This window comes from Mycobacterium sp. ITM-2016-00318 (assembly GCF_002968285.2).
Taxonomy (GTDB): domain Bacteria; phylum Actinomycetota; class Actinomycetes; order Mycobacteriales; family Mycobacteriaceae; genus Mycobacterium.
The window spans coordinates 4,451,420-4,474,459 of sequence record NZ_CP134400.1 but is presented as its reverse complement, the minus strand read 5'-3'; the positions used below and the strand labels follow the sequence as shown (position 1 = coordinate 4,474,459).

The 23,040-nt window shown below is 67.0% G+C and carries 19 protein-coding genes and 1 pseudogene; 14 read left to right on the top strand and 6 right to left on the bottom strand.

What is annotated here, in order from left to right; genetic code table 11:
* Positions 1-95 precede the first annotated feature (95 nt).
* Genes C6A82_RS21890 through C6A82_RS21880 form a run of 3 tightly spaced genes read left to right on the top strand, consistent with a single transcriptional unit; the run spans position 96 to position 2,309 of the window.
* Positions 96-1,145 (top strand): YihY/virulence factor BrkB family protein, encoded by a 1,050-nt coding sequence (locus C6A82_RS21890; protein ID WP_105341617.1) that lies wholly within the window; start codon positions 96-98, stop codon positions 1,143-1,145.
* A gap of 15 nt (positions 1,146-1,160) precedes the next feature.
* Positions 1,161-1,901 (top strand): precorrin-6A synthase (deacetylating), encoded by a 741-nt coding sequence (cobF, locus tag C6A82_RS21885; RefSeq protein ID WP_105341615.1) that lies wholly within the window; start codon positions 1,161-1,163, stop codon positions 1,899-1,901.
* Positions 1,902-1,910: 9 nt separating this feature from the next.
* Positions 1,911-2,309, top strand: a complete 399-nt coding sequence (locus C6A82_RS21880; RefSeq protein WP_105341614.1) for a phage holin family protein — start codon at positions 1,911-1,913, stop codon at positions 2,307-2,309.
* 7 nt (positions 2,310-2,316) lie between these two features.
* On the opposite strand, the gene C6A82_RS21875 is transcribed toward C6A82_RS21880, so the two are convergent.
* Positions 2,317-3,381, bottom strand: coding sequence for an aminotransferase class V-fold PLP-dependent enzyme (locus C6A82_RS21875; RefSeq protein WP_311101469.1), 1,065 nt, complete (start codon positions 3,379-3,381; stop codon positions 2,317-2,319).
* 101 nt (positions 3,382-3,482) lie between these two features.
* Here C6A82_RS21875 and C6A82_RS21870 point away from each other — a divergent pair.
* The 5 genes and pseudogenes from C6A82_RS21870 to C6A82_RS21850 form a co-directional block, all read left to right on the top strand.
* Positions 3,483-3,770 (top strand): annotated as a pseudogene (locus tag C6A82_RS21870) (DNA-formamidopyrimidine glycosylase family protein); the annotation flags it as partial.
* Positions 3,771-3,977: 207 nt separating this feature from the next.
* A complete protein-coding gene (locus tag C6A82_RS21865) occupies positions 3,978-4,451 on the top strand; it encodes a zinc finger domain-containing protein (protein ID WP_233216690.1) in 474 nt (157 codons plus the stop codon).
* 57 nt (positions 4,452-4,508) lie between these two features.
* Positions 4,509-6,035 carry an NAD(P)/FAD-dependent oxidoreductase gene (locus tag C6A82_RS21860; RefSeq protein WP_311101468.1) on the top strand — a complete coding sequence of 509 codons (1,527 nt, stop codon included), beginning with the start codon at positions 4,509-4,511 and terminating at the stop codon, positions 6,033-6,035.
* Positions 6,010-7,584, top strand: coding sequence for a succinic semialdehyde dehydrogenase (locus tag C6A82_RS21855; RefSeq protein ID WP_105347911.1), 1,575 nt, complete (start codon positions 6,010-6,012; stop codon positions 7,582-7,584). Before C6A82_RS21860 ends, C6A82_RS21855 begins: the two co-directional genes overlap by 26 nt.
* 9 nt (positions 7,585-7,593) lie before the next feature.
* Positions 7,594-9,312, top strand: coding sequence for an FAD-dependent oxidoreductase (locus C6A82_RS21850; protein WP_105347913.1), 1,719 nt, complete (start codon positions 7,594-7,596; stop codon positions 9,310-9,312).
* Here the strand turns inward: C6A82_RS21850 and C6A82_RS21845 are convergent.
* Positions 9,305-9,874, bottom strand: coding sequence for a chorismate mutase (locus C6A82_RS21845; protein ID WP_105347914.1), 570 nt, complete (start codon positions 9,872-9,874; stop codon positions 9,305-9,307). The genes C6A82_RS21850 and C6A82_RS21845 overlap by 8 nt on opposite strands.
* 26 nt (positions 9,875-9,900) lie before the next feature.
* Here C6A82_RS21845 and C6A82_RS21840 point away from each other — a divergent pair, with 26 nt between their 5' ends.
* Positions 9,901-10,650, top strand: a complete 750-nt coding sequence (locus C6A82_RS21840) for an SDR family oxidoreductase (RefSeq protein WP_105347916.1) — start codon at positions 9,901-9,903, stop codon at positions 10,648-10,650.
* Between the two features lie 79 nt (positions 10,651-10,729).
* Here the strand turns inward: C6A82_RS21840 and pgi are convergent, their stop codons facing one another.
* Positions 10,730-12,430, bottom strand: coding sequence for a glucose-6-phosphate isomerase (pgi, locus tag C6A82_RS21835; RefSeq protein WP_105347918.1), 1,701 nt, complete (start codon positions 12,428-12,430; stop codon positions 10,730-10,732).
* 48 nt (positions 12,431-12,478) lie between these two features.
* Between pgi and C6A82_RS21830 the strand changes: the two genes are divergently transcribed.
* The gene (locus tag C6A82_RS21830) at positions 12,479-13,927 is read left to right on the top strand and encodes an NAD-dependent succinate-semialdehyde dehydrogenase (RefSeq protein ID WP_105347919.1); all 1,449 of its coding nucleotides are present in this window, start codon (positions 12,479-12,481) and stop codon (positions 13,925-13,927) included.
* Between the two features lie 104 nt (positions 13,928-14,031).
* The gene (locus tag C6A82_RS21825; RefSeq protein WP_396836492.1) at positions 14,032-16,065 is read left to right on the top strand and encodes an acyltransferase family protein; all 2,034 of its coding nucleotides are present in this window, start codon (positions 14,032-14,034) and stop codon (positions 16,063-16,065) included.
* A gap of 58 nt (positions 16,066-16,123) precedes the next feature.
* On the opposite strand, the gene C6A82_RS21820 is transcribed toward C6A82_RS21825, so the two are convergent.
* Entirely contained in the window at positions 16,124-16,423 is a 300-nt protein-coding gene (locus C6A82_RS21820) for a chorismate mutase (protein ID WP_105347921.1), read from the bottom strand.
* Between the two features lie 201 nt (positions 16,424-16,624).
* On the opposite strand from C6A82_RS21820, the gene pcrA reads away from it, so the two are divergent.
* Positions 16,625-18,931 carry a DNA helicase PcrA gene (pcrA, locus tag C6A82_RS21815; protein ID WP_105347922.1) on the top strand — a complete coding sequence of 769 codons (2,307 nt, stop codon included), beginning with the start codon at positions 16,625-16,627 and terminating at the stop codon, positions 18,929-18,931.
* Here pcrA and C6A82_RS21810 read toward each other — a convergent pair.
* Both C6A82_RS21810 and C6A82_RS21805 read right to left on the bottom strand, forming a co-directional pair.
* On the bottom strand, positions 18,928-19,515 hold the full coding sequence (locus tag C6A82_RS21810) for a hypothetical protein (protein WP_396836489.1): 588 nt from the start codon (positions 19,513-19,515) through the stop codon (positions 18,928-18,930). The genes pcrA and C6A82_RS21810 overlap by 4 nt on opposite strands.
* Before the next feature lies 1 nt (position 19,516).
* Positions 19,517-20,614: a M23 family metallopeptidase gene (locus C6A82_RS21805; protein ID WP_105347924.1), complete on the bottom strand. Its 1,098-nt coding sequence runs from the start codon at positions 20,612-20,614 to the stop codon at positions 19,517-19,519.
* A 259-nt stretch (positions 20,615-20,873) separates the two neighbouring features.
* Here C6A82_RS21805 and sucC point away from each other — a divergent pair, with 259 nt between their 5' ends.
* On the top strand, positions 20,874-22,037 hold the full coding sequence (gene sucC / locus C6A82_RS21800; protein ID WP_105347925.1) for an ADP-forming succinate--CoA ligase subunit beta: 1,164 nt from the start codon (positions 20,874-20,876) through the stop codon (positions 22,035-22,037).
* Between the two features lie 12 nt (positions 22,038-22,049).
* On the top strand, positions 22,050-22,952 hold the full coding sequence (sucD, locus tag C6A82_RS21795; protein WP_105347927.1) for a succinate--CoA ligase subunit alpha: 903 nt from the start codon (positions 22,050-22,052) through the stop codon (positions 22,950-22,952).
* The last annotated feature ends 88 nt before the right edge of the window (positions 22,953-23,040 follow it).

Below are 23,040 nucleotides of genomic sequence, written 5' to 3'. Positions count from 1 at the left end.
GTAAAGGAGTCGAACGCAAAGATGTCAATACCCGCGGTACCGGATACTTTCGCTTACGGCCCGTTTGACGACGACGTCACCGGGTAACGGTCGGTATGACCACCGAGAGAACAGTCGACACCCGTCCGCCGGACCCCGACGATCCCCGCAAGCCGGACTCGCCGACCGACCTCACCAAGCCCTCGCTGCTGTTCGTGCTGCGCAAAACGTTGCGCGAGTTCGGCCACGACCAGTGCACCGACCTCGCCGCGGCGCTGACCTACTACGCAGTGCTGTCGCTGTTTCCGGCTCTCTTGGCTCTGGTGTCGTTGCTCGGCGTGTTCGGTCAGGGGCGCAAGACCGTCGACGCGGTACTCGAGACCGCGTCCGGAGTCGTGCCGGGTGACGCGATGAACCTGCTGCGCCCGACCATCGAGCAGTTGGTGCAGTCGCCGTCGGCCGGCATCGCACTGGTCACCGGCCTGCTCGGGGCAGTGTGGTCGGCGTCGGGCTACATCGGAGCCTTCGGGCGGGCGATGAACCGCATCTACGAGATCGACGAAGGCAGGCCGATATGGAAACTGCGACCGCTGCAACTGCTCCTCACGCTGGCAGGCCTGCTCTTGGCTGCGGCGACGGCGGTGATGCTCGTGGTCAGCGGTCCGGTCGCCGAAACCGTCGGCGGCGCGATCGGGGCGGGGTCGATCGCCGTCAGTGCATGGAACATCGCGAAGTGGCCGGTCATCTTCGTCTGCGTCGTCCTCGCGGTCGCCGTGCTGTACTACGCCACCCCGAACGTGAAACAGCCCAAGTTCCGCTGGATCAGCGTCGGCGCCGGCTTCGCGATCGTGACCTGGCTCGCGGCCTCGGCGCTGTTCGGCTTCTACGTCGCCAACTTCGGCAGCTACAACAAGACCTACGGTGCGCTGGCAGGCGTGATCGTGTTCCTGCTCTGGCTGTGGATCACGAACCTGGCGCTGCTGTTCGGCGCCGAGCTGGATGCCGAGCTCGAACGGGGGCGGCAGCTGCAGGCCGGGCTGCGAGCCGAACGCGACCTTCAACTGCCGCCACGCGACACCCGTGTGGTCGACAAGAACGAGGCGGCCGATCGGAAGGACATCGAGCGCGCCGAGGAACTCCGGCGCAACAAGGGCAAAGAGGCTTAGCGCATACTCACGGGCGTGACTCGGCGGATCCACGTCATCGGCATCGGGGCGGGCGACCCTGACTACGTCACGGCCGAGGCCGTCAAGGCGCTCAACGAAACCCAGGTGTTCTTCGCGATGAACAAGGGTGAAGCCGGAAGCGATCTGGTGGCGCTGCGGCGCCAGATCTGCGAGCGGTTCATCCGCGAGCCCGGCTACCGGTTCGTCGAACTGACCGACCCACCACGGGCCAAGGACACCGAATACCGCCGGGCCGTCACGGATTGGCACGCCGCGCGGGCCGCCGTCTGGGCCGAGGCCCTGGAACGCGAACTCGGCCTCGACGGTGTCGGCGCCTTCCTCGCGTGGGGCGATCCGTCCCTGTACGACAGCACGCTGCGCATCCTCGACGCGGTGGCACAGCGGGTGGACTTCTCGTACGACGTCATCCCCGGCATCACCGCGATCCAGGCGCTGACGGCCCGACATCGCATACCGCTCAACGATATCGGCGAACCGGTGTTGATCACGACGGGCAGGCGGCTGTCCGCCGACGGGTTGACGGGCAGTGCCGTGGTGATGCTCGACGGCGACTGCGCCTTCCGCTCCTGCCCACCGGACACCGCCATCTGGTGGGGCGCCTACCTCGGCACCCCCGACGAGCTTCTGGTGTCGGGCACCGTGGGTGAGGTCGGCAAGCAGATCGTGACATTGCGGACCGAGGCGCGGGCGCGCCACGGCTGGATCATGGACACCTATCTACTGCGGTTGGCATAGCATCTACGGATGGCATTTCTGCTGCGTGTGGCGCTGACCGGGTTCGCTCTGTGGATAGTCACGCTGGTCGTCTCCGGTATCGACTTCGTCGGAGGCGACACCGCCATGCAACGGGTCGGGATCATCCTGTTCGTCGCGCTGATCTTCGGTCTGGTCAACGCGATCATCAAGCCGATCGTGCAGATCATCTCGTTTCCCCTCTACATCCTCACGCTCGGCCTGATCCACGTCGTCATCAACGCGTTGATGCTGTCGATCACCTCGTGGATCACCGAGCACACCACACACTGGGGCCTCTACATCGACGACTTCTGGTGGACGGCCATCTGGGCGGCGATCGTGCTGTCGGTCGTGAGCTGGTTGTTGTCGCTGATCGTGGGGGACACCAAGCGCCTCACGCGCGCATGAGCTTTCGCTAGCGGGTGAGCGCTGCGACGACCTCGACCGCCTTGTCGATCTCGTCCTCGGTGTTGTAGTAGTGCGGCGAAAGACGCACAAGCGGATGGACGCCGCGCGTATCGAACTGGTTGTGCTCGGCCACCGTCGTGCTGACGTTGATCCGCTGCGCCGCAAGCGCTTCCGCCACGGTCGCGCTGTCGACATTCGCGGCCTTCGCCGTCACGATGGCACACCGCTCGCGGCCGAGATCGTGGGTGGTCACGCCGTCGGTGGCGGCGAGGCCGTCTCGCAGCCGTGCTCCGAGGGCGCCGCTGCGCCCGTAGATTTCGGCCAGCCCGAGATCGAGCGCCTGGCGCACCGCTGCGCCGAGGCCGACGACGTTGACGTAGCTGTTCTCCCAGGTTTCGAATCGCTGCGCGCCGTCGGCCCAGCGCAACGATCGGTCGCCATCCCATGTGGCCGAGCGGATCTCGGCGACGAACGGCTCGAGTCGGTCGATCGCGCGCGGGCCGGCGTACAGAAACCCGGTGCCGCGCGGTCCGCGCAGAAACTTGCGGCCGGTGCCGGTCAGCATGTCGCACCCGACGGCTCTGACGTCGATCGGGAACTGCCCCACCACCTGGGTGGCGTCGAGCAGGAACAGCGCGTCCGCCTCGCGAGCGATCCGGCCGGCCTCGGCGGCGGGGTTCACCAGCCCGCCCGCCGTCGGCACCCAACTCAGCCCGATCAGCTTCGTGCGCTCGTCGACGAGACCGGCCAGCGCGGCGACGTCGATCTGACCGCTGTCGTCATCACCGACGACGACGACGTCGGCGCCCGTGCGCTGCGAAACCTGGAGATAGGCAAGCACGTTGCTGCCGTACTCGCTGCGGCCGGTCAGGATGCGGTCGCCCGCCGCCAGCGGGACCGAGTAGAAGGCGGCGTTCCAGGCATGCGTCGAGTTGTCGAAGAGGGCGATCTCCTGCGCCGATGCGCCGACCAACTCGGCGAGCGCTCGATACGTGTCCTGGATCTGGCCGGTGGCCGCTTCTGCCGCCTCGTACCCGCCGATCTGTGCCTCGAGCTGCAACTGGTGGGTCATCGCCGGCGATCGTCGGGGCGCTGAGCAGGCCTGCGCCGGCATTGTTGAGGTGAGCGCGGTGGTGACAACCAGGTGTGAGAGCGCGCAGTTCGGCGACGTTCATGCCGTCAGACGTCATCTGCGCAAGGTTAAGGCAGACTGGATTCATGCCGGAACTGCCCGAGGTCGAGGCGCTGGCCGACCATCTCCGTCGGCACGCGGTCGGTCTCACCGTCGGACGCGTCGACGTCGCCGCGCTCTCGGTGCTCAAGACGTTCGATCCGCCCCCGACCGCGTTGCACGGCGTCGAGGTCACCGGCGCGAACCGGTGGGGCAAGTACCTGGGCTTGCAGGCAGGCGACCTGCACCTCATCACCCACCTGTCCCGCGCGGGGTGGCTGCGCTGGTCCGACCAGTTGGCCGCGGCGCCACTGAAGCCGGGCAAGGGTCCGATCGCGCTGCGCGTCCACCTCGGAACGCCGGGCGAGGCACCGGGGTCCAATGTCGCCGGCGGACCGGCTCCGGGGTCCAATGTCGCCGGCGGACCGGCTCCGGGATTCGACCTCACCGAGGCCGGCACCCAGAAGCGGCTCGCGGTCTGGTTGGTGCACGACCCGATGGCGGTGCCGCAGATCGCATCGCTCGGGCCTGACGCGCTGTCGTTGGACCACGACGGGCTGGCCGAAGCGTTGAAGGGCAACACCGGCAGGATCAAGACCGTCATCACCGACCAGAAGGTGGTCGCGGGGATCGGCAACGCCTACAGCGACGAGATCCTGCACGTGGCCAAGGTGTCGCCGTTCGCGACCGCGGGCAAGCTGACAGAGGCCCAGCTGGCGGCGCTGCACGACGCGATGATCTCGGTGCTCGCCGACGCGGTGTCGCGCTCTGTCGGTCAGCAGGCGGCGACGTTGAAGGGGGAGAAGAGGTCCGGCCTGCGGGTGCACGCAAGGACCGGGCTGCCGTGTCCGGTGTGCGGCGACACGGTGCGCGAGGTGTCGTTCGCCGACAAGTCGTTCCAGTACTGCGCGACCTGTCAGACCGGCGGCAAGGTACTCGCCGACCGTCGGATGTCGCGGCTGCTCAAGTAGCAGCGCGGCGCACCGAAATCGGTGCTTAGGGCGAGGAGATTCGGGCAACCCGCAACCATGGCACCACGGGTCGGAGGCGGCGTCACGATCATCGGCGCAGGGTTCTCGGGCATCTGCATGGCGATCAAGCTGCGGCGCGCCGGTGTGCCGTTCACCATCCTCGAGAAGGGCGACCGCGTCGGCGGGGTGTGGCGAGACAACACCTATCCGGGCGCCGCCTGCGACATCCCGTCGCACCTCTATTCGTTCTCCTTCGAGCCCAGCCACGACTGGTCCCGTAAATACGGCACACAACCCGAGATCCAGAGCTACCTCGCCCAGTGCAGCCGCAAGTACGGGATCGACGAGCACATCAGGTTCGGACAGGAGGTGACGCGAGCGGACTTCGACCAAGACTCAGGGTCGTGGACGATCGGCGTGCGGGGCGGCGACGACGTCACCTCACAGTTCCTCGTCGCGGCCATGGGGCAGCTGAGCCTGCCCGCCGAGCCGCACTACCCCGGCCTCGACTCGTTCTCCGGTACCGCCTTTCACTCGGCCCGCTGGGACCACGACATCGACCTGCGCGGTCGGCGCGTCGCCGTCGTCGGGACAGGGGCGTCGGCCATCCAGTTCGTTCCGAGGATCGCCCCGCTGGTCGATCACATGTACGTGCTGCAGCGGTCGGCGCCCTATGTGCTGCCCAAACCCGATCGACCGTACACCCGGCTGGAGAAGTACATCTACCGACATTTCCCTGCCACGCTGGTGGCCAGCCGGACCCGGCAGTACATGTACTGCGAGGCCCGCGTCCTTCCCCTGACCAAGGGCATCGGTGTCAGCGCCGTCGAACGGGCGTGGGAACGCTACCTGAACTCCTCAGTGCACGACGAGGGACTGCGCCGGATACTGCGGCCGGACTATCCAATCGGCTGCAAACGGGTATTGATCTCGAACGACTGGTATCCCGCGCTGAACCGGCCGAACGTCGAGGTGGTCCCCGCCGGCCTCACCGAGGTCCGGCCCGACGGTGTGGTCGCTGCTGACGGCACCACGTGCGACGTCGACACCATCATCTTCGGGACCGGCTTCGTCACGAACGATTTCCTCGCACCGGTCGCCGTCACGGGCCGCGGCGGGCAGAGCCTGCACGAGACCTGGCAGGACCGTGGTGGTGCGGAGGCCTTCAAAGGTGTTGTGGTCCCCGGCTTTCCGAACCTCTTCATGTTGTACGGGCCGAACACCAACCTCGGGCACAACTCGATCGTCTACATGATCGAGAGCCAGACCGACTACGTACTCGAAGCGCTGAGGCATGCCGCCAGCCACGGGGCACGGTGGCTCGACGTTCGCCAACAGGCGCACGCCGAGTTCAACACAGACATGCAGAAGCGTCTCAAGCAGACGGTGTGGCAGGCCGGATGTGACAGCTGGTATGTCACCGAGGCCGGCAAGAACACCAACAACTGGCCCGGCTTCACGTTTGAATACCGCCGCCAGACCCGCTATTTCGATCCCGTCCACTTCACCACAGACGCCGCGTCGACACCCGAACCGGCCCTAGCTGGAAGGCAACACCATGACGACACTGCAGGCGGTCGATAACAGCACCCGCCTCGCCCCGCTGCTGAACGACTTGGGGCGGCGAGTGGAGGCGGCAGACGCCTCCCGTCGCCGTGAGGTCACCGACGCGATGACCGGGCAACCGCTCGGACACGTGCCGCACTGCACCGCCGAGGACGTCGCCGCGGCGGCGCGCCGCGCCCGAGAAGTACAGGCGCAGTGGGCGGCCAGGCCGGTGGCCGAACGCGCCGAAGTGTTGCTGCGCCTGCACGACCTCGTGCTGGAGCATCAAGACGAGGTGCTCGACCTGATCCAGCTGGAGAACGGGAAAGCGCGAAGGCACGCGTTCGAAGAAGTCATCGACGTCGCCCTGACGTCGCGGTACTACGCGCACACGGCCGAGGACTATCTGCGCCCGAAGCGTCGCCAGGGTGTGCAGCTGATGCTGACCGAGGTGTGGGAACACCATCACCCGAAGGGTCTGGTCGGCGTGATTTCGCCGTGGAACTATCCGCTCACCCTCGGGATCAGCGACGCGCTGCCCGCGATCGTCGCAGGCAACGCGGTGCTGGCCAAACCCGATGACCGGACACCGTTTTCGCATCTGTGGGCCGTCCGCATGCTCGAGCGGGCAGGGATGCCGCCCGGTCTGGTGCAGACGGTCACCGGGCCGGGATCGGAGCTCGGCACACCGATCATCGAGGAATCCGACTTCCTGATGTTCACCGGTTCGACCAGCACCGGTCGGACAGTCGCCAAGCAGGCCGCGGAGCGGCTGATCGACTACTCCATGGAGCTCGGCGGGAAGAACGCGCTGCTCGTGCTGGACGACGCCGACGTCGGCAAGGCCGCTCGAGGTGCCGTGCGGGCTGCCTTCTCGAACTCAGGGCAGCTCTGCATCTCGATCGAACGCATCTACGTGCCGACGGCGATGTGGGACGATTTCGTCGATCGCTTCGTCACCGCCACCAAGGCCATGAAACTGGCTGCGGGGCTCGACTACTCGGCGGACATGGGCTCGCTGATCAACGCGAAGCAACTCGAGACCGTCACCCAGCACGTCGACGATGCGGTCGGCAAGGGTGCGACGGTGCTCGCAGGCGGTCGCGCCCGCCCTGACATCGGTCCGTACTTCTACGAGCCGACGATCCTGTCCGGCGTCCGGGAGGGGATGGACGTCTACGAGGACGAAACGTTCGGACCGGTGGTGTCGCTCTACCCGGTGGACTCCGAGGAGGAGGCGATCGCGAAGGCGAACGACAGCCGGTTCGGGCTGAACTTCAGTGTCTGGACCTCGGATCGGGAGCGCGGGAGACGGGTCGCCGCGCGACTGCACGCGGGCACCGTCAACGTCAACGAGGCCTACGCTGCGGCCTGGGCGTCGGTCGACGCGCCGATGGGCGGCATGAAGGACTCCGGTGTGGGCCGCCGCCACGGCGAGCACGGGATCACGAAATACACGGAGTCGCAGACGATCGCCACCGAGCGGGTGCTGCCCGTCGGCGCACCGCCGTGGATCCGGGCAGACCGGTACGCCCGCGTGATGACGACGGGGCTGCGGGCGCTTCGCCGCATCCCCGGTGTGAAGTAGGGGCGAGCCGTGTTCGATTACGACGTCGTCATCGTCGGCTCCGGATTCGGTGGGTCTGTGGCTGCGCTGCGGTTGACCGAAAAGGGCTATTCGGTAGGCGTCCTTGAGGCGGGGCGGCGGTTCGCCGACGCCGACTTCGCCAAGACCAGCTGGCAGGCGCGCAAGTTCTTCTGGGCACCGAAGCTGGGCTGCACGGGAATTCAACGGATCCACGTACTGCCCGACGTCATCGTGCTCGCTGGTGCAGGCGTGGGCGGCGGGTCGCTGGTGTATGCCAACACGCTCTACGAGCCGCGGTCCGACGCGTTCTACCGGGATGCCCAATGGGCGCACATCACCGACTGGAAAACAGAATTGGCGCCGTTCTACGACCAGGCCAAGCGGATGCTCGGCGTCGTCACCAACCCGACGATGACGCCGTCGGACCGGGCGCTGCACAAGGTCGCCGAACAGATGGGCGTCCAGGACACCTTCGGGCTCACCCCCGTCGGCGTGTTCTTCGGGCCGGACAACCGCAAGGCGCCCGGTGTCGAATTCGACGATCCGTACTTCGGCGGCGTCGGGCCGCGGCGACGAGGCTGCATCGAGGTCGGTGAGTGCATGACCGGCTGTCGGCACAACGCGAAGAACACGCTGCTGAAGAATTACCTGTATCTGGCTGAGCGGGCGGGCGCGCGCATCCACGAGTTGACCACCGTGACCGCGGTCCGCCCGCTGGACGCAGGCGGCTACGCCGTCGAGACGGTGCGAACCGGGGCGTGGCGAGCCAAGAAATCTGCGAAGACGGTCACAGCGGAGCAGGTGGTCTTCGCCGCGGGAACCTGGGGGACTCAGAGCCTGCTGCACCGAATGAAGCACGATGGCGTCCTTCCGCGTCTCTCCGACCGCCTTGGCGTGCTCACCCGAACGAACTCCGAAGCGCTGTGCGGCGCAAGCGTGAAACTGCGCAACCGCAAACAGGCGGCGTTTCACCAGGGCATCGCAATCACCTCGTCGATACACCCCGACGAGAACACCCACATCGAACCCGTTCGCTACGGCAAGGGGTCGAACGCGATGGGGCTCCTGACGACCGTGATGACCGACGGCGGTGGCAGCGTGCCGCGTTGGGTGAAGTGGCTGGGGCAGATCGTCAGGCACCCTGCCCAGGCGGCGTCCCTCTACATCGGGCTCACCGACTGGTCGCAGCGCACCATCATCGCGCTGGTCATGCAGACCGAGGACAACTCGCTCACGCTGTTCCTGAAGCGCAAACGCCTCGGCGGCATGAAGCTGACGTCGAAACAGGGTCACGGGGTGCCCAACCCCACGTGGATACCGGCGGCCAACGAGGCCGTGCGCCGGCTCGCCGAGGACATCGACGGACTGCCCTACAGCAGCCTGGGCGAGATCGCCGATGTCCCGATGACCGCGCACTTCCTTGGCGGGGCGGTGATAGGGGACTCGCCCGAGACAGGCGTGATCGATCCCTACCACCGGGTGTACGGCCATCCCGGCCTGCACGTGCTGGACGGCTCGGCGATCTCGGCGAATCTCGGTGTCAACCCTTCGCTGACGATCACCGCGCAAGCCGAACGGGCCGTCGCCTTCTGGCCGAACAAGGGATCCGCGGACAACCGGCCGGCTCTCAGCCAAAGTTACGAGCCGGTGGCGCCCGTCATGCCGACGGATCCCGTGGTGCCCGACAGCGCACCAGCGGCGCTGCGGATGCCGCGGCTGCTCACGTGAGGCAGTAAGACCGTGTCGCCGATGACAGCGCCTGCCGGTACAGCGGGTCGAGGGCACGGGCAGAGGCGACGGCGTCCGTCGCCTCCTGAATCTCAGCCTGACAGGACGGCCCGCGCAGCGAATTCCAGTGCAGCGCAATCTCGTTAACCATGGTCTTGTTGAACCCGTCGATGGCTCTTCGCGATTCGGACAGGTCGGGCGCGGTCGTCGGGGCGGTTGAGGGGTCGAACTTCCACTGCGCGAATCGCGTGTACTCGACGCCTTCGGTCGCGTCTATCTGGTCGGTGAAGATCCTCCGCACGTAGCCGGCGTCGATCTCGTGGGCGGTGGCGTCGGCGCCGACGCTGTCCAGCACGGCGGCGGCTCGCGGCGGATCGTCGATCGGCGGCCCGTGGTTGATCCACTTCGTGGCCGCGACAGGGTCCGCGGTCGCCAGCCGCTGGGCGGCGGTGTCCACCAGCAGGTACAGCGGGCTGGCGGGCTCGGCGCTTGCGGCCACGGGCAGCGCGCCCACCAGCAGCGACCCGGTTACCAGCACGGCAGCACTTCGATTACGGCTCATTCGTCCATCATGCTTAGGCTGTCCGGGTGACACGGCAGAAAATCTTGATCACGGGCGCCAGTTCGGGCCTTGGTGCGGGCATGGCAAGGGCGTTCGCCGCCAAGGGGCGCGACCTCGCGCTGTGCGCCCGGCGCGTCGACCGCCTCGACGAACTGAAGGCCGAGCTGACCGCGCGACACCAGGGCATCACCGTGGCCGTCGCGGCACTGGACGTCAACGACCATGACCAGGTGCCCAAGGTCTTCGCCGAGCTGGAGGACCAGCTGGGCGGCATCGACCGCGTGATCGTCAACGCGGGCATCGGTAAGGGTGCGCCGCTGGGGTCGGGCAAGTTGTGGGCGAACAAGCAGACGATCGAGACGAACCTGGTGGCGGCGCTTGTGCAGATCGAAACCGCCATCGAGATGTTCAAGAACTCCGGTGGTGGACATCTGGTGCTGATTTCGTCGGTGCTGGGCAACAAAGGGGTGCCGGGCGTCAAGGCCGCCTACGCCGCCAGCAAGGCGGGTGTGTCGTCGCTCGGCGAATCGCTGCGCGCCGAGTACCCGAGTGGCCCCGTCAAGATCACGGTGCTCGAGCCGGGATACATCGAGTCGGAGATGACGGCGAAGTCGGCGTCGACGATGTTGATGGTCGACAACGAATCCGGCACGAAGGCGATGGTGAATGCGATCGAGAAGGAGAGCGGCCGCGCCGCTGTGCCCTTCTGGCCGTGGGCGCCGTTGGTGCAGCTGATGAAGGTGCTGCCGCCCCGGCTCACGAAGCCTTTCGCTTAGTCTTTCTCGCGAGATTGCATACCGGCAGGCCCCCTCTCGACATTTGTCTGCCGGAATGCCATTTCGCGGGCGAGGTTTCTCAGGCTGATCTACCGCGCTCCGCCCTGTAATGCCGCACAAGGGCGTCGGTCGAGCTGTCCGACTGCTTCGGCGGCGACGCGTCACCGGTGAGCACCGGCAGCAGCGCCTTGGCCTGCGTCTTGCCCAGCTCGACGCCCCACTGGTCGAACGAGTCGATACCCCAGACCACGCCCTCGGTGAAGACCTGATGCTCGTAGAGCGCGATCAGCTGGCCGATGATCGACGGTGTCAACTGTGTTCCGAGGATCGACGTCGACGGCCGGTTGCCCGGCATCACCTTGTGCGGCACCACTTCTGACGGTGTGCCTTCCGCGGCGATCTCCTCGGCGGTCTTGCCGAACGCCAGCACCTGCGTCTGCGCGAAGAAGTTGCTCATCAACAGATCGTGCATGCTGCCGGTGCCGTCGGCGGTGGCCAGGTCGTCGGTGGGCTGGCTGAACCCGATGAAGTCGGCGGGGATCAACCGCGTGCCCTGATGCAGCAGTTGGTAGAACGCGTGCTGGCCGTTGGTTCCCGGCTCGCCCCAGAAGATCTCGCCGGTGTCGGTGGTCACCGGTGACCCGTCGGCGTGCACGGACTTGCCGTTGGACTCCATCGTCAGCTGCTGCAGATAGGCGGCGAAACGCGACATGTCGTTCGAGTACGGCAGCACCGCCCGCGACTGCGCGCCGAAGAAATTGTTGTACCAGAGGCCGATGAGGCCAAGCAGCGCAGGCGCATTCGCCTCCAGCGGCGCGGTTTTGAAGTGCTCGTCGACGATGTGGAAGCCTGCGAGGAATTCGGCGAACCGCTCCTTGCCGATCGCGGCCATCACCGACAGCCCGATCGCCGAGTCGACGGAGTAGCGGCCGCCCACCCAGTCCCAGAAGCCGAACATGTTGTCGGTGTTGATGCCGAAGTCGTCGACCAGTTTCTTGTTCGTCGACACCGCGACGAAGTGTTTGGCCACCGCCGCGTCGCCGAGCGTCTCGGTCAGCCAGCGCCGCGCCGCGGTCGCGTTCGTCAACGTCTCCAGGGTGGAGAACGTCTTCGATGCGACGATGAAAAGCGTTGTGGCCGGGTCGAGTCCGTCGAGCTTGGCCACTAGGTCGGCGGGGTCGACGTTGGACACGAACCGGCACGCGATGCCCGCGTCGGCGTAGTGCCGCAACGCCTCGTACACCATCACCGGGCCGAGGTCGGAACCACCGATACCGATGTTGACCACGCATGCGATCCGCTGGCCCGTCGCACCGGTCCACTCGCCGCTGCGCAGCCTGTCGGTGAACTCGCCCATCCGGTCGAGCACCTCGTGCACGTCGGTGACGACGTCCTGGCCGTCCACGGTCAGCCCGACTCCGCGCGGCTGACGCAGGGCGGTGTGCAGGACGGCGCGATCCTCCGAGGTGTTGATGTGCACACCGGAATACATGGCGTCGCGGCGCTGTTCCAGATGTGCGGCTCGCGCCAGGTCAACCAGCAGTGTCAGCGTTTCGCGGGTGATCCGGTGCTTGCTGTAGTCGATGTACATGTCGCCGACCGTCAGCGCCAGTTCGGTTCCGCGGGCGGGGTCCTCGTCGAAGAGATCTCGGATGTGTTTGTCGCGGATCTGATCGTGATGCCGCTGCAGGGCCTGCCATGCTGGAATGGCTGAGATGTCGGGGATCTGCTCGGTTACTGTGCTCGTCTGTTCCTCGCGCGAGCGCTCGTCGGCGGTCATTCCTCCGACCCTAGTGCGGCCATTTGAACAAAGGTGTAAGAGAGAGTCATGGATACCTCCGCTCTGTTGAAATCCGTCCCCACCGGCATCTGGATCGGCGGTGAGGAGCGCAAGGGTTCGTCGACGTTCGACGTCCTCGACCCGTCCGACGACTCGGTTCTGGTGTCGGTGGCCAACGCCACCGCCGAGGACGCGATCGCCGCACTCGACGCTGCCGCCGCGGCGCAGGAGGAGTGGGCGGACACGGCGCCGCGCAAGCGCGGCGAGGTGCTGCGGGCGGTCTTCGAGAAGATCACCGAACGCGCCGAAGATCTCGCGACGCTGATGACCCTGGAAATGGGCAAGGTGCTGCGCGAGAGCATGGGTGAGGTCACCTACGGCGCGGAATTCTTCCGCTGGTTCGCCGAAGAAGCGGTGCGCATCCACGGCCGCTACACCCCGAGCCCCGCCGGAACCGGCCGCATCATCGTCACCAAGCAGCCCGTCGGCCCCTGCTACGCGATCACGCCGTGGAACTTCCCGCTCGCGATGGGCACCCGCAAGATCGGGCCCGCGGTCGCGGCGGGCTGCACCATGATCGTCAAGCCGGCACAGGAGACCCCGCTGACGATGCTGTTGCTGGCCAAGTTGATGGACGACGCGGGCCTGCCCAAGGGCGTGCTGTCGGTGCTGCCCACCAACAACCCCCGCGAGGTCACCACAGCGCTGATCGACGACGGGCGCCTTCGCAAGCTGACCTTCACCGGGTCGACGGGCGTGGGCAAGGCGCTCGTCAAGCAGTCATCGGACGCGCTGCTGCGGACCTCGATGGAGTTGGGCGGCAACGCGCCGTTCGTCGTATTCGACGACGCCGACGTCGACGCCGCCGTCGAAGGCGCGATCCTTGCCAAGATGCGCAACGGTGGCGAAGCATGCACGGCCGCCAACCGGTTCCACGTCGCGAACTCCGTGCGCGAGGAGTTCACCGAGAAGCTGGTCAAGCGGATGAGTGAGTTCCAGCTCGGCAAGGGCATCGACGAGTCGGCCACCCTCGGGCCGCTGATCAACGCCAAGCAGGTGGCCACGGTGTCGGATCTGGTGTCCGACGCGGTGTCGAAGGGTGCCACGGTCGCCGTCGGCGGCGTCGCCCCCTCGGGGCCCGGCAACTTCTACCCCGCCACCGTGCTGGCCGACGTGCCCGTCGACGCGCGCATCCTCAAGGAGGAGGTGTTCGGGCCCGTCGCGCCGATCACCGGCTTCGACACCGAGGAGGAGGGCATCGCGGCCGCCAACGACACCGAGTACGGCCTGGCCGCCTACATCTACACCCGCGACCTCGACCGGGCGCTGCGCGCGGCCGAGGGCGTCGCCTCCGGCATGGTGGGTGTGAACCGGGGGGTCATCTCCGATGCCGCTGCGCCGTTCGGCGGTGTCAAGGAGTCCGGTTTCGGCCGCGAAGGTGGATTCGAGGGCATCGACGAGTATCTCGACACGAAGTACATCGCGCTGACTAAATAGTCGCCCGCGAGCTGGGCCCACGCGAAGCTGGGGAACGCAAAAGGTCCCCGGCGCCCGGCGTGTCGGGGACTTTTGCGTCTGCTCGCGCGGGAAAGATTCAATCGGTGAGTGGCCACCGGTGGGTCGCGGCGCCCGAACGCGCCATCGACCGCGGCGCGCCGAGGGCATCTGCGCGGCCCCGGCGCGGTAACGGCATCCCCGCGCTGGACGGTATCCGCGCGGTGGCCGTCGGGCTCGTGCTGGCCGATCACGCTGGCATCCCGGGTGTCTCGGGCGGCTTCATCGGCGTCGACGTGTTCTTCGTGCTGAGCGGATTTTTGATCACGTCGCTGCTGCTCGACGAACTCGGCCGCACCGGCACGATCGATCTGCCGGGGTTCTGGGTGCGTCGGGCCCGGCGGCTGCTGCCCGCGCTGATCGTGATGGTGCTGGCGGTCGTCGTGCTGCGCGAGCTGTTCCCTTCGAATGCCGTCGCCGCGGTGCGCGACGACGCCGTCGGCGCCTTCTTCTGGGTGGCCAACTGGGTCTTCGTGTTCCGCGAAACCGACTACTTCACCCAGGGCGATCCGCCGTCGCCGCTGCAGCACACCTGGTCGCTTGCGGTGGAGGAGCAGTACTACGTCTTATGGCCGCTGGTGCTGCTCGCCGTCGCCGTCGCAGTCGCATTGCTCGTCAGGCGCCGCGGCAGCGAGCCGACGCTGCGCACGGTCCGCATGGTCGTCGTCGGCGTCGCGCTCGCGGGTGCGGCGGCGTCAGCGGTCGCGTCATGCCTGATGGTGTCGGAGGACTCGCTGAACCGTGTCTACTTCGGCACCGACACCCGCGTGCAGGCGCTGCTCGTCGGTGCTGCGGCGGCCGCGCTGCTGGTCCAGGATTGGCCCGCGCTGGCGCGCTACGGCTCGCAGATTCGGGCGCGGTGGGGCCGCTGGATCGCGCAGATCCTCCCGGTGATCGGGCTGACGATGCTCGGCGTGGTGGCGCACTTCGCGACGGGCAGCGTCCCGGAGTTCCGTCGCGGCCTGCTGATCGTGGTGGCGCTCGCGGCGATCTTCATCGTCGCCCCGGTCGCGCTTGAGCAGCGCGGGCTGGTGGCGCGCGTGTTGGCTTTCCCGCCGCTGGTCTGGCTGGGCGTCATCTCCTACGGCGTCTACCTCTGGCACTGGCCGATCTTCCTGGCGCTCAACGGCGAGCGCACCGGGCTGACGGGGATGTCGCTGTTCGCGATCCGGGCGGTGGCGACGGTGACCGTCGCGGCGATCTCGTGGTGGCTGATCGAGCAGCCGATCAAGCGCTGGCGCCCCGTGCACGTGCCGCAGTTGCGGCTGGCCGCCGCGACGCTGGCCACCGCGGCGGTTGCGACGATGGTCGTCGTCCCGGTCGGCATCAGGCAGGACGGCGAGCGTCCCATCGGCCCCGACGTGCTCGCCGCTGCCGCGCATCCGGAGGTGCCGGTCGAGATCGGCGGCACCGCGCGGCTGACGCCGGGCACCCGCACCGTCGCGGTGTTCGGGGACTCGATGGCGTGGACGATGATGCGCTATCTGCCGCCGACGCCGGGCTTCAAGTTCGTCGACTTCACCACCATCGGCTGCGGCGTCGCGCGCGGCGGGCCGTACCGGTCGACGGGCGAGACCCTGACCCAGAAACCTGAGTGCGAGAGCTGGCCTTCCCGCTGGGCGCAGCGGATCAGCCACGCCAAGCCCGACGTCGCGCTGCTGATCATCGGCCGCTGGGAGACCGTCGACCGCGTCAACGAAGGGCACTGGACGCATGTCGGCGACAAGGCCTTCAATGCGTACCTCGGCGGTGAACTCCGGCGTGCCATCGACATCCTCGGCTCGACGGGCGCCCCCGTCGTGGTGACGACGACGCCGTACAACCGGCGCGGCGAACAACCCGACGGATCGCTGTACCCGGAGGACGAGCCCGATCGCGTCGACGCGTGGAACACGTTGGTGCGGCGCACCGTCGCAGGCCGCAAGAACGCGACGGTGCTCGACCTCAACGAGAAGCTGTGCCCCAACGGCTATTACACCAACCGGGTCGACGGCATCAAGATGCGGATGGACGGCCTTCACCCGACGCCGGAAGCGGTGGAGTGGCTGACGCCGTGGCTCGAGGACGCGCTGCGCAAATAGCGATTTCGGCGCGGTAATCGACGCTCAGCGCACGCCAGCGCGCCGAAATCGCGAACGGTCAGTGGCCGAGGCGGCCGCGGCCCAGGCGGAGCAGCAGCAGCGCCAGGTCCTTGCCCTCGGGGCCGAGCTCGCTGAAGCGCTCGATCACCTTCATCTCGCGGCTGTGCACCAGCCTGGTGCCGCCGGAGGCCATCCGGGCTTTGCCGATGAGCTTCGACACCTCGGTGCGACGCTTCACTGCGGCAAGGATCTCGGCGTCGAGTCGGTCGATCTCCTGGCGAAGATCGTCGATGTCGGCCACGGGTTCCGTTTCGATAGACATATTGTTGGACTCCTCATTGTGTGGGCTGCGATCCATCCGGTTTCGGGCCTCACACAAGAGACGAGCCCCGGATCCGGAAGCGGACCGCGGGGCTCTGACGAAGCAGCTAGACCACGGGCACCGCTGGCCGGTACCCGTAGAAAAATCGACGCTGCGTGATGAGCACGAAATAAGTGTGCCATCCGGCCCGCCGCCAGCGCAAAGAATGTCCCATCGCAGCGGTAAGTTGGGGCAGACATGAGTGTGCACGTGACCGATTCGCAGGCCGACGAGCTTCTTGACGGGCTCAACCCCCAGCAGCGCCAGGCGGTGCTGCATGAAGGCTCGCCGCTGCTCATCGTCGCCGGGGCGGGCTCGGGTAAGACGGCCGTGCTCACCCGCCGGATCGCCTACCTGCTGGCCGCCCGCGACGTCGGCGTCGGCCAGGTGCTGGCCATCACGTTCACCAACAAGGCCGCCGCCGAGATGCGCGAGCGGGTGGTGGGGCTGATCGGTCCGCGGGCCCGCGCGATGTGGGTGTCGACGTTCCACTCGACCTGCGTGCGGATCCTGCGCAACCAGGCCTCGCTGCTGCCGGGGCTGAACTCCAACTTCTCGATCTATGACGCCGACGACTCGCGGCGGCTGCTGCTGATGATCGGCAAGGACATGGGCCTGGACACCAAGCGGCACTCCCCGCGGTTGCTGGCCAACGGGATCTCCAACCTGAAGAACGAGCTGATCGGGCCCGAGCAGGCCGCCGCGGAGGCATCAGAGGCCGAGGACGACCTGGCCCGCATCATCGCCGAGGTGTACGGGGAGTACCAGCGCAGGCTGCGGTCGGCCAACGCGCTCGACTTCGACGACCTCATCGGCGAGACAGTCGCTGTGCTGCAAGCCTTTCCGCAGATCGCCCAGTACTACCGGCGCCGCTTCCGGCACATCCTCGTCGACGAGTACCAGGACACCAACCATGCGCAGTACGTGCTGGTGCGCGAGCTCGTCGGCACAGAGACCACCATCGACGGCATCACGCCCGCCGAACTCTGCGTGGTGGGCGACGCCGACCAGTCGATCTACGCGTTCCGCGGCGCCACCATCCGCAACATCGAGGACTTCGAGCGCGACTTCCCCGATGCCAGAACGATTCTGCTCGAACAGAATTACCGCTCGACGCAGAACATCCTGTCGGCGGCCAACTCCGTCATCTCCCGCAACGCGGGGCGCCGCGAGAAGCGGTTGTGGACCGACGCGGGCGAGGGTGAGCTGATCGTCGGCTATGTCGCCGACAACGAGCACGACGAGGCGCGGTTCGTCGCCGAGGAGATCGACGCGCTGGCCGACCGCAAGGAGATCACGTACAACGACGTCGCGGTGTTCTACCGCACCAACAACTCGTCGCGTGCGCTGGAAGAGGTGTTCATCCGCGCCGGCATCCCCTACAAAGTTGTTGGCGGCGTTCGCTTTTACGAGCGTAGGGAGATCCGCGACATCGTCGCCTATCTGAGGGTGCTCGACAATCCGGGCGATTCGGTGAGCATGCGACGCATCCTGAACACCCCGCGACGCGGCATCGGCGACCGCGCAGAGGCGTGCGTCGCGGTCTATGCCGAGAACACCGGCGGCAGCTTCAACGATGCGCTGCAGGCGGCCGCCGAGGGCAGGGTGCCGATGCTGAACACCCGCGCCGAGAAGTGCATCGCTGGCTTCGTCGAACTGCTCGACGATCTGCGGGGCCGTCTCGACGGCGAGCTGGGGGAACTGGTCGAGGCGGTGCTGGACCGCACCGGCTACCGCGCGGAGCTGGAGGCGTCCAGCGATCCGCAGGATCTCGCACGGCTGGACAACCTGAACGAATTGGTCAGCGTCGCACACGAGTTCAGCACCGACCTGGCCAACGCCGAGGCGCTGGGCACCGACCTCGACGATGAGGACATCCCCGACACGGGCGTGCTGGCGAAGTTCCTCGAGCGGGTATCGCTGGTGGCCGACGCCGACGAACTACCCGAGCACGGTGCGGGCGTGGTGACGATGATGACGTTGCACACCGCCAAGGGCCTGGAGTTCCCCGTCGTGTTCGTGACGGGCTGGGAGGACGGCATGTTTCCGCACATGCGGGCGCTCGGCGATCCCGCCGAGTTGTCCGAGGAGCGGCGGCTGGCCTACGTCGGTATAACCCGTGCGCGGCAACGCCTTTACGTGAGCCGGGCGAAGGTCCGGTCGTCGTGGGGTCAGCCGATGCTCAATCCCGAGTCGCGGTTCCTCCGCGAGATTCCGCAGGAGCTCATCAACTGGCGTCGCACCGACCCGGCGCCGTCCTTGTCGGCACCGCTCAGCGGTGCGGGCCGCTTCGGCACGCCCCGGCCGTCGCCGGCGCGTTCGTCGGCGGGTAAGCGCCCGTTGATCGTGCTGGAGGCCGGCGACCGCGTCACCCACGACAAGTACGGCCTCGGCCGCGTCGAGGAGGTGTCCGGCATGGGCGAATCGGCGATGTCGCTGATCGACTTCGGCAGCGCAGGCCGCGTCAAGCTGATGCACAACCACGCGCCGATCAGCAAGCTCTAGGACCGGGCCCACCGGGCGGTGGCCGGAAGCAGCGCCAGCACGATCGTGATCACCGGCAGCGCGGGGATCGCATAGACCACCGGCGCCAGCTTGGCGCCCGCCACGAACAGGCTCGCGAAGATCAACAGCCCGATCACCGAACCGACGACGACGAGAACCCTGGCCATCCGCCGACGAAGCAGCAGCGCGATCACCCCGCCGATGAGCGCGCCCGCCGACACCAGCGTCAGGAAGCCGACCGCGACGCAGAACAGCCGGTCAGACGCCCACCAGCCGGTGATGAGGTCGGTGGCGATGACGGCGGTCGCCCATCCGCTGAGGATCGCAGAGACCGCTGTCGTGGCGGCCATCTTCGGCCGCATTGCGTTGCGGCCCCGGATCGAAACCGGCTTGGCCTGCGGAATATAGGTGGTCTGCGATTCCGGATGGGTGTGGGTCCCGATGTGAGTGGTCTGCGGCTCGTCGAGCGTCGGCAACGATCCCGTTGGCGTACGCCGGATGATGCCCGTTTTGGGCGCGGCGAGCCCATCAGATGACGGAGACGACTTCTCGACGGACTTGTCGGGAAGGTCCGCGTCACTCACATTACGGAGAGTAGCCGCCGAGGCTGATGCCCCGTTTGGCCAGCCATCCGACCGGGTCGATCCGGTCGGTGCCGTTCTGGTGCACCTCGAAGTGCAGGTGCGGACCAGTGGAGTTGCCGCGGTTGCCGATGGTGGCGATCTGGTCACCGGCCCACACGCGCTGACCGATGCTGACGTTCCAGGTGTTGACGTGGCCGTAGAGCGTGACGGTGCCGTCGGCGTGCCGTAGCTTGACCCACGCGCCGTAGCCCGCAGTCGGGCCCGCGTCGACGACAACTCCGTCGGCGGCCGCGTAGATCGGCGTGCCGATCGAGTTGGCGATGTCGACGCCGGCGTGCAGCGCACCCCAGCGGTAACCGAAGCCCGATGTGAAGACGCCCTTCGTCGGCATCACGAACATCGGCCGCTGCAGTCGGGCCTCGCGATCGGCCCGCTCCTGGGCGAATGCGGCGGCCTTGGTGATCTCCTCCGCGTGCACCACTGAGTCGACCGCCGACGCGACAGTGACGACCTGCATGCCGTCGGAGGAGCCGGTGATCGCACCGCCCGCCATGGCCGACTGGTCGGCGGCGAGCACGGTGTCGCCGGTCGCGGTGTCGTCGTTGTTGATCACGGAGTGCGCGGCCGCCGCGGTGGCGCCTGCGGCCATCGCCGCGATCATCAGCCTGCCCTTGACCGCGCCGGCGGTCTCCTTGCGGTGCTGGGCGGCGCGACGGGTGCTCAGGTCGAAGATGTCAGTGGCCGCGACGCCATTGCTGACATCGGTATTGCTGTCGCGGTAAGCGTGTGTTGCATTTCGCGCACCGCGCGAGGAAGAAGAGCGGCGCTCGTCGCGGGCCTCCGGCCGGAACCGCGACGGCACGGCGAGCCGCAACGGGATCAGATCGTCGGTGTGGTGCATGTCGTCCAGCTCGGGGGCGTGAACGACCTGAGCCTCGCGATCGAATGCGGAGCTGTGATGAAACTCCAGGTCAGAAAGCTTCCCGAACTCGTTGAACGGAATGATGTCGGTGATTTCAGTGGCTTCGGGATCTACCCACCTGAGCCGAGCGTTCGTCGCGCCTCCGTGTGGAGATGTGAACGCCCGTTGCCCCGCCAAGCTGAAATATCCTTCTAGTCGTGACCTAAACGTGATCTAGACCGGACGACGTTAACCAAATCCCAATGCCCGTTGCAACCGGAGAGAGTATTCCATCGCCGATTGTGACTCGTATCACCCTGCGGCCCCCGGTGACATCTGCCACATGAGCGGTGGGCGATGTCGGCGATCTCAACTGGTGTCGATAAAGTTCCCCCGAGCCCGTCGGGTGGACGAGTCAAAGTCAAATAGACAGTGGTTTCTAACAGACAGCGAGCTGATGGATCTTTTCGAGTACCAGGCGAAGGAGCTGTTCGCCAAGCACAACGTTCCCACCACGCCCGGCCGGGTGACCACATCCGCCGACGATGCGAAGGCCATCGCCGAGGAGATCGGTAAGCCGGTGATGGTGAAGGCCCAGGTCAAGGCCGGCGGCCGCGGTAAGGCGGGCGGCGTCAAGTACGCGGCCACCGCCGACGACGCGTTCACCCACGCGCAGAACATCCTGGGCCTCGACATCAAGGGCCACGTCGTGAAGAAGCTCCTGGTCGCCGAGGCCAGCGACATCGCCGAGGAGTACTACATCTCCTTCCTGCTGGATCGCGCCAACCGCACCTACCTGGCGATGTGCTCGGTCGAGGGCGGCATGGAGATCGAAGAGGTCGCCGCCACCAAACCCGACCGGCTGGCCAAGGTGCCGGTCGACGCGACAAAGGGTGTCGACGAGGCGTTCGCCCGTGAGATCGCCGAGAAGGGTCACCTGCCCGCCGAGGTGCTCGACGCCGCCGCCGTGACGATCGCCAAGCTGTGGGAGGTCTTCGTCGCCGAGGACGCCACCCTGGTCGAGGTGAACCCGCTGGTGCGTACCCCCGACGACCAGATCCTCGCGCTCGACGGCAAGGTCACGCTGGACGCGAACGCCGACTTCCGGCATCCCGATCACGCGGAGTTCGAGGATCGCGACGCCACAGATCCGTTGGAGCTCAAGGCAAAAGAGCACGACCTCAACTACGTCAAGCTCGACGGCGAGGTCGGCATCATCGGCAACGGCGCGGGCCTTGTCATGTCGACGCTCGACGTCACCGCCTACGCGGGCGAGAAGCACGGCGGCGTGAAGCCGGCCAACTTCCTCGACATCGGCGGCGGGGCGTCGGCCGAGGTGATGGCCGCAGGCCTGGACGTGATCCTGAACGACGCTCAGGTGAAGAGCGTGTTCGTCAACGTGTTCGGCGGCATCACGTCCTGCGACGCCGTCGCCAACGGCATCGTCAACGCGCTGAAGATCCTCGGCGACGAAGCCAACAAGCCACTGGTGGTCCGGATCGACGGGAACAACGTCGAGGAAGGCCGTCGCATCCTCGCCGAAGCCAACCATCCGCTCGTGACCGAGGTCGGCACGATGGACGAAGCCGCCGACAAAGCCGCCGAGCTGGCGAGCAAGTAAGGGACTGTTGACATGTCTATTTTCTTGAACAAGAACTCCAAGGTCATCGTCCAGGGCATCACCGGTGGCGAGGGCACCAAGCACACGGCGCTGATGCTGAAGGCAGGCACCCAGCTCGTCGGCGGCGTCAACGCCCGCAAGGCGGGAACGACGGTGTCGCACAAGGACTCCGGCGGCAACGATGTCGAGCTGCCGGTGTTCGGCAGCGTCGCGGAGGCGATGAAGGAGACCGGCGCCGACGTGTCGGTCGTCTTCGTGCCGCCGAAGTTCGCCAAGGACGCGATCATCGAGGCCATCGACGCCGAGATCCCGCTGCTGGTCGTCATCACCGAGGGAATTCCGGTGCAGGACAGTGCATATGCGTGGGCCTACAACGTCGAGAAGGGTCACAAGACCCGGATCATCGGGCCGAACTGCCCGGGCATCATCACGCCGGGCGAGGCGCTGGCGGGCATCACACCTGCCAACATCACCGGCCCCGGCCCGGTCGGCCTGGTGTCGAAGTCCGGCACGCTGACCTATCAGATGATGTTCGAGCTGCGCGACTTCGGCTTCTCGACGGCGATCGGCATCGGCGGCGACCCGGTCATCGGCACCACCCACATCGACGCCATCGAGGCGTTCGAGAAGGATCCCGACACCAAGGTCATCGTGATGATCGGCGAGATCGGCGGCGACGCCGAGGAGCGCGCGGCCGACTACATCAAGGCCAACGTGTCCAAGCCGGTCGTCGGCTACGTCGCGGGATTCACCGCGCCGGAGGGCAAGACGATGGGGCACGCTGGCGCGATCGTGTCCGGCTCGTCGGGTACCGCGTCCGCCAAGAAGGAAGCGCTGGAGGCCGCGGGCGTCAAGGTCGGCAAGACGCCGTCGGAGACCGCGAACCTGGCTCGGGAGATCCTGCAGGGCCAGTAGCTGTCACGGATGTGACGGACGCCGCTGTCGATTAGGAACACGTTCCAGTATTCAGTTAGCCTGACGAATTAACAGTCGCCAGGAGGTC